The following is a 7,595-nucleotide window of genomic DNA, read 5'->3' as shown; positions in this document are numbered from 1 at the left end:
GCGACCGGCAACGCCGTCGCCGGCGGGAGTACGGAGACGCAGGTGCCCGATCGCTCGACGTCCGCCCCCGCCACGCCCGGCGTCGGTTCCGGACCCGGACTCGAGGAGGGCGCGACGCCCGTGAGCGTCGACGGCGAAACCGAGACCGCCCCGACGGTCGTCATCGGCGCGTCGACCGGCGGCCCGAAGCTCATCGAACGGCTGTTCGAGCGGCTCCCGGCCGCCCTCGAGGCGAAGGTCCTGGTGGTCCAGCACATGCCGCCGGGGTTTACCGATCGGTTCGCCGAACGCCTCGACGCACGCAGCGAGTACGACGTCGCCGAGGCCGCGGACCGCGATCGACTGGCGCCCGGCGAAGCGGCCGTCGCCCCGGGCGGTGTCCACCTCGAGGTAGCGAGCAACGTCGGCGAACGGCTCCGCCTGCGACTCGACGACGGCGAACGGGTCCACGGCGTTCGGCCGTCGATCGACGTGACGATGGAAAGCGTCGCCGCCCGGGTCACCGACCCGCTCTGTGGCGTCGTCATGACCGGGATGGGCCGCGACGGCGCGGCCGGCATCGAGGCGATCGACGCCGCCGGCGGCCACACGATCGCACAGGACGAGGCGACGAGCCCGGTCTTTGGCATCCCCTGTCAGGCAATCGAAACTGGCTGCGTGGACACGGTCGCGCCCGCCGACGGCATCGCCGACGCGATCGTCGACGCGTTCACGACGGACGGTGAGAACGATGAGTGATTATCTGACGGACTTCGTGCAGGAGAGCGAAGAACGAATCACGGAGCTGAACAACGCCCTGTTGACCCTCGAGCGGGATCCGGACGACGAGGAGGCGATGGAGCAGATCTTCCGGATCGCGCACACGCTCAAGGGCAACTGCGGGGCGATGGGGCTGGAGTCGGCCAGCGATCTCGCACACGCGATCGAGGACCTGCTCGACGCCGTCCGCGGGGGCGACATCGAGGTGACGCCGGAGTTGATGGACGTCGTCTTCGACGCGGTCGACGAACTCGAGACGATGATCGACGAAGTCGCCGCCGACGGCGAGATCGACACCGATCCGTCGGCGACGATCGACGCGGTTCGGGAGTACCTCGAGCGAGATACAGCCCGGCCCGGGCTCGCGTCGCCGACGCCCGAGGAGATCGACGAGATCTGTTCGCGGTTCGCACCCCCAACCGACGACGACCGGGACGTCTACCTCGCCCGTCTCGACATCGCCGAACGCGAGGGCGTCAACAACGGCAAACTGGTCGTCGACGCGCTGATCGACGCCTTCGAGCTGATGGGAACCGCCCCGTCTCGGGATCGAATCGAGGCCGACGAGTACGACCGCGGCTTCGACGCCGTCTTCGCGACCGCGGTCGGCGAGGCCGCGATCGCCTCCGGCCTCGAGCCCGTCGAGGAGGTCGACGAGTTCGAGATCGTCGACGTCGACGACCGGTTCGAGGCCGCGCCGGCGGACGATCCCGGCGACGTCGCGGCCGAAGACATCTCCTCCGCCGACGCACAGGACCTCGAGGTCGACGAGTTGCTCGACGAGTTCGACGAGTTCGACAACCTAGACGAGATGGTCGAGGACGTCGAGGACGAGGAACTCGACGCCTTCGAGGACATGGGCGAGGCCGGGTCCTTCGACGACCTGCTCGACGAGGAGGATGTCGAGGAACTCGAGGCCGAACCGGGCCAACCGCCGGCCGAACACCGCGAGACGGACGCGGCGTCCGGCGGCGCCGATGCCGACACTGCGGCCGGTGGGTCGGCGGCCGACGACGGCGACGACGAGGTCGACGACGCCAGCGCGGTCTTCGACGAACTCAAAGACGAAGTCGAGATGGTCGGTTTCGACGAACTGCAGGACGAACTCGAGGAACTCGAGTTCGACGAGTTCGACGAGGACGAAGAAGTCGACATGGACGAACTCCTCGGCGAGGAGGCCGACGACGACGCGTTCCTCGAGGGCGAAGAGCCGACCGAGAGCGCCGTCGACGACATGCTCGTCGACGCGGAGACGGACCCGGCGGCCGATGAACTGGCGGCCGGCGAGTCGGAGGTCGATGGTTCCGCGGACGCCGAGGAGACGGCCGATACCGACGTGGTCGCTGCCCCCGCTTCCGACGACCGCGAGAGCGGGGCCGAAGGCGACGAGCCGGCGACCGACGCTCCCGAAACCGAACCGGCCGACGGGATCGAGGCGGACACGACGCCGGAGCCGGCCGACGAACCCGAAGCGACGCCCGATACTGCGGGCTCGCCGGCGTCGGACGAGGCCACCGCCGAGTCCACCGATACTGAAGCCGAGACGGCACTCGAGGAGTCGACGGAACCCGATGGCACGGCAGCGCCCGCCGCTGACGACGCCGACGATACCGAACCCGGGGCGGCGGAAACGGGCCGTCCCGCCGACGACCCGATCGTAGTCGACGACGCGCCTGCCGACGAGGCGGGCGTCTCGGACGCCGATACCGAGCCCGCGATCGATGACGCCACCGACGAGCGTGTCGCCGTCGACGCCGACGACGGAGCCCCGACAGATCTCGAGACGGAAACCGATGACGGGACCGACCTCGAGGAGGCCGATACCGCCACCGCTGGGGCCGATACCGTCGACGACGTCGAGGCCGACGACGGTGCCGAGACCCCTGCCGCCGACAGCAGTGTTGCCGACGCCGATATCGAAGCCGGCGCGGCCGACGACTCGTTCGGTACCGACGACGGCTTCGAACCATCGGCGGGATTCGACGACGGCCTCGAGACGGCCGACGAGGATCCGTTCGGCGATGAGCCGATCGACGACGCTGCCGACTCGTTTAGTGCCGACGACGAGTTCGAGGTATCGGCCGACTCCGTCGACCTCGAGGACGGGGACGACGGGTTCGGCGGCTTCGATGACGACATCGACGACGGACTCGACGACGACGCGTTCGACGACACCGACGCGTTCGACGTCGATACCGACTTCGGATCGTCGACCGACGAGTCGGAATCCGGATCCGAATCGTCGTTCGGAGACGATGCCGACGACGACGAGGGCGACGATGTCGTCCGGACCGTCGAGGAACCCGAGTTCGAGATTCCGGACATCGAGATACCCGACACGGACGTCGAGCAGGACGCCGACGACGAGGCCGACGAGATCCAGTCGGTCCGGGTCGACGTCGAACAGGTCGACTCCCTGCTCAATCTCGTCGAGGGACTGGTGACCAGTCGCGTTCGCCTCCGGCACGCGGCCGAGGCCGACGACGACAACGACGCCCTCGAGACGGAACTCGACGCGCTGTCGGACCTGACGACCGACCTGCAGGAGACGGTGATGGACATCCGACTGGTCCCGCTGCGGACGGTCACGAACCGCCTGCCGCGGGTCGTCCGCGACATCGCCCGCGAGCAGGACAAGGAGGTCGCCTTCGAGATGACCGGTGAGGACGTCGAACTCGACCGGAGTATCCTCGATCGCATCGGCGATCCGCTGATCCACCTGGTTCGCAACGCCGTCGACCACGGGGTCGAACCGCCCGCCGAGCGCGAGGCCGCCGACAAACCCACCGAGGGCAGCGTCGAAGTCCACGCCGACCGCGAGAGCGATCGCGTGACGATCACCGTCGAGGACGACGGCAGCGGGCTCGACCCCAATCGGCTCCGCGACGAAGCAGTCGAGGCGGGCGTCCTCGAGCCCGAAGTGGCCGCCGAACTTCCCGACGAGGACGCCTACGATCTCATCTTCCATCCCGGCCTCTCGACGGCCGATGAGGTGACCGACGTCAGCGGCCGTGGCGTCGGGATGGACGTCGTCAAGCGGACCGTCGAGGATCTCGAGGGGATGGTTTCGATCGACAGCGAGGCCGGCGAGGGAACGACGGTGACGATGGAACTGCCGGTGACGGTTGCGATCGACGAGATCCTCTTCGTCGAAAGCGGTGGCGAGGAGTTCGGCGTCCCGACCAAGGCGGTCCGGGACATCGAGCCCGCCACGGCGATCGAAACAACGGACGGCGAGTCGATCCTGCCCGGCGAGGACGGCGACTACCCCGTCGTCTCGTTGGCCGACATCCTCGAAACGCCGGCAGCCGGCGCGAACGGGAACGGCATGGTCGTCCGCATCCGCGACGACGTCCGCGAGGTCGCCCTGCACTGCGATCGGGTCAGCGGCCAACAGGAAGTCGTCGTCAAGCCCTTCGAAGGCTTCATGAGCGGCGTTCCTGGGATCAGCGGCGCGACGGTTCGGGGACGGGGGGAGGTAGTCAACATTCTGGACGTGACGACACTATGAACGAACAACACCCAACCCTACGGAGGAATCCATGACGATGATGGTCGACATTCGAAAGCTGAGTTTCATAAACGAGATGGCGAAAGTCGGGACGAACGGCGTCGCCGACAACATGAGCAAACTGACCGGCGAGGACGCCCAGATGGAGGTGACCAAGACCAACTTCATCGACGTCGACGACATCGAGTCACAGCTCGACGCCGGGAAGCGCGTCGGCGTCCGGGTCCGACTGCTCGATCCCCCACACGGTCACATCCTCATCCTCTTCCCCGAGGCCAGCGCCAAGAAGATCACGGCGATCATGCTGCGTGACGTCGTCGACGACATGGGAGATGTTTCGGGCAAGATGGCCCGTAGTGCCGTCGAAGAGATGGGCAACATGATGGCCAGTGGCTTCATCGACGGCTGGGCTGACGTGCTGGGCCGCGCGATCGATATCGCCGCGCCACAGCTGGTCTACGCCCCGACGGGCGAGATCGTCACCCGGACTGCGAGTCTCGGCGGTGACGACCTCGCGCTGTTCTTCGACTCCGATCTGTCGGTCCCCAGCTACCAGATCGAGGCGGAGATCTACGCGTTCCCGGATCTGGAAGAGTTCGTGGAAATGGTCAACGGCATCGAAGTCCAACCCGCATGAAACTCGACGTCAACGCACTCGGCACGTTCTACCGGATGGCTCGAGAGGGTGCCGGGATCGCGGCCGGCCGACTGACCTACATGATGGGCGTCGAGACGCAGGTCGGCGTCACGAAACTCAACTTCATGCGCGGCCAGGAGATCCGGCGCGACTTCGAGGACTCGACCGAGAAGGTCGGCGTCCGCGTCAAACTCACCGGCGCGATCGAGGGCTACTCGGTCGTCGTCTTCGAGCGCGAGAGCGCGTTCCGAGTCGTCGAGACGCTGCTGGCCGAGGCCGGCCCCGACGCGGAGATCGAGGGCGACGCGGGCGAACCCGACGAGTTCGACGAGATGACCGAAAGCGCCGCGACGGAGGTCGGTCACATCATAAACAGCGGGTTCATCGACGGCTGGGCCGACGTCCTCGAGGCCGTCATCGACGTCTCGACGCCCGAGTTCGTCGAGGGGGTCTCCGCGGAGCCGTTCTTCGGCGACATCGACGAAGCGCCGGGCGACGACGACCTCGCCCTGCTCTTCCAGAGCCGGATCGAGACCGTCGGCACCGAGGTCGGGTTCAACCACTACCTGTTCCCGAAACGGGAGTCGATGTCGAAGCTCCTCGAACGGCTCCGCACCAGCGAGGGCATCGAGTACGACAAGCTAGACGGGTTCGACCGGATGGCCGAACGCGGCGCGGAGGAAGTCGCCGAGACCGCTACCACGCTGACCGGCATCGACACCAGCGTCGAGATCCGGCGGCTCAACTTCGTCTCGCTCGAGGCCATTCCGGAGCAGGTCGCCGAGGAGAAACTCGTCGGCGTCGCCTTCGAGTTCGACGGGATGCCAAGCGGCTATCTGCTCTTCCTGTTCGACGAGGAGTCGGCCCACGAGATCGTCGACGCGATGGTCCCGATGGAGGTCGACGAGGACGGCTTCGGCGAGATGGGGACCAGCGCGATCAAGGAACTGGGCAACATCATGGCCAGTGGCTTCCTCGACGGCTGGGCGAACGTCCTGGACACGACGATCGACCACTCGACCCCCGAGTTCATCCACGACATGGGTGCCGCGGCCGTCGACCCCGTCATCATCCAGCTCGGCGAGAACCAGGACTTCGCGTTCGTCTTCGACACGGTCGTCGTGGCCGACGGCCGCGAGTTCGACTGTGAAGTGTACGCAATCCCGGACGAATCGGACCTCGAGCGGGCGCTGAACAACTTGGACGTCGATCGGATCGAAGACGCCAAGACGACGGCCGAGTTCCAGGAAGTCGATACCACATGAAGACCTACGGCACCGAACCGGGCGCACCGACGCCGGTCCAGGTCGGCATCTCCGAACTCGTCGTCAGCGACGGCGACGACACGCTCAAGTCCTACGGGCTGGGCTCGTGTCTGGCGATCGCCCTGTACGACCCGCAATCGGCGATCGGCGGCTTGGCACACGTCATGTTGCCCGACGGCGACGCAGCCGACAACAGCGACCGCAAACCGGGTAAGTACGCCGACACGGCCATCCGGGCGCTACTGCGCCGAATGGTCGAACAGGGGGCCAACTACACCGCCGTCGAGGCCAAGATCGCCGGCGGCAGCGACATGTTCGAGTTCGAGAGCTTCGGCGATGGCGTCGGCCAGCGAAACATCGCCGCCGCGAAAGAGGAACTCGAGAAGCTCGGCGTTCCCCTCGAGGCCGAAGACGTCGGCGGCGAACACGGTCGCACCGTCGAATTTACCCCCGGGACGGGGAGCCTCGTGGTCAAGACTTCCGACGGCGACGACGAAAACGGAGTGACGGAACTGTGATCGGCGACGGTGCCGGCGAGATCGATCCCGAAGACCTGGATCTCCCGCTCGACGACACCGCCGGCGACGACGACGAGGAGACGTTCACGGAACTGCTGGCCTTCGTCGAGGAAGAACTCTCCTTCGCGACCAGCCACTACAACGATAGCTACCTCGATCGCCGCGTCTCCTCCCGGATGCGACGCACCCAGTGTGACACCTACGAGTCGTACTTCGAGTTGCTCCGGCAGGAGCCGGCCGAACAGGAGGCGCTGCTCGAGGCGTTGAGCATCAACGTCACGGGATTCTTTCGGAACCCGGACGTCTGGGAGGGGATCCGGACCGTCCTCCGGCGACTCTCCGGAAACGGGCCCGTCCGGGTCTGGAGCGCCGCCTGTGCTGACGGGCGCGAACCCTACTCGTTGGCCATGCTCGCTCACGACGACCCCGAAATCGACGAGTCGTCGGTCTACGTCCTCGGGACCGACATCTCGCAGCCGGCACTCGAGACGGCCCGCGAGGGCGTCTACGAGGAATCGCGGACGATCGACCTGGACGAGCAACTCTCTTTTCTCGACGACTACCGACGGTACGTCGATGTCGACGGCCGCAACTACCGGATCGCCGACGACGTTCGGACGAACGTCCGCTTTCAGCGCCACGACCTGATCAACGACGAGCCCAAATCCGGATTCGACCTCGTCGTCTGCCGGAACCTGTTCATCTACATCGACAACGCGTACAAGCGCTCCATGCTCGAGACCATCGGCCGCTCGCTCCGGTCGTCGGGCTATCTCGTCATCGGAAAGGCCGAAACCATCCCGCCGAACCTCCAGTCGGCCTTCGCCGTCCGCGAGGCCCGCCTCCGGATCTACCAGCGAGAGGAGCCGACCGCGACGGACCACTAGTCCGCTCGAACCCGACAC

Annotated in this window: 6 protein-coding genes; all 6 read left to right on the top strand. The window is 66.7% G+C overall.

The annotated features are described in order from the left end of the window. Positions 1 to 738, top strand: a 738-nt coding sequence (locus tag ACSBP4_RS17975) for a CheB methylesterase domain-containing protein (RefSeq protein ID WP_435553035.1), incomplete at its 5' end; no start/stop codon positions are given. Beyond that, positions 731 to 4,270, top strand: a complete 3,540-nt coding sequence (locus ACSBP4_RS17970; protein WP_435553034.1) for an Hpt domain-containing protein — start codon at positions 731 to 733, stop codon at positions 4,268 to 4,270. The genes ACSBP4_RS17975 and ACSBP4_RS17970, both read left to right, overlap by 8 nt. Before the next feature lie 31 nt (positions 4,271 to 4,301). Continuing rightward, complete coding sequence (locus ACSBP4_RS17965) at positions 4,302 to 4,907, top strand: chemotaxis protein CheC (RefSeq protein WP_006181852.1); 606 nt, start codon at positions 4,302 to 4,304, stop codon at positions 4,905 to 4,907. Further along, positions 4,904 to 6,172 carry a chemotaxis protein CheC gene (locus tag ACSBP4_RS17960; protein WP_435553033.1) on the top strand — a complete coding sequence of 423 codons (1,269 nt, stop codon included), beginning with the start codon at positions 4,904 to 4,906 and terminating at the stop codon, positions 6,170 to 6,172. The genes ACSBP4_RS17965 and ACSBP4_RS17960 overlap by 4 nt, the downstream gene beginning before the upstream one ends. Beyond that, the gene (locus ACSBP4_RS17955; protein WP_049964503.1) at positions 6,169 to 6,690 is read left to right on the top strand and encodes a chemotaxis protein CheD; all 522 of its coding nucleotides are present in this window, start codon (positions 6,169 to 6,171) and stop codon (positions 6,688 to 6,690) included. Before ACSBP4_RS17960 ends, ACSBP4_RS17955 begins: the two co-directional genes overlap by 4 nt. Continuing rightward, entirely contained in the window at positions 6,687 to 7,577 is an 891-nt protein-coding gene (locus ACSBP4_RS17950) for a CheR family methyltransferase (protein ID WP_435553032.1), read from the top strand. Before ACSBP4_RS17955 ends, ACSBP4_RS17950 begins: the two co-directional genes overlap by 4 nt. Positions 7,578 to 7,595 lie beyond the last annotated feature (18 nt).

This window comes from Natrinema sp. CGMCC1.2065 (assembly GCF_051225675.1).
GTDB lineage: Archaea > Halobacteriota > Halobacteria > Halobacteriales > Natrialbaceae > Natrinema > Natrinema thermotolerans.
This window is presented reverse-complemented; position numbering and strand designations above follow the sequence as displayed.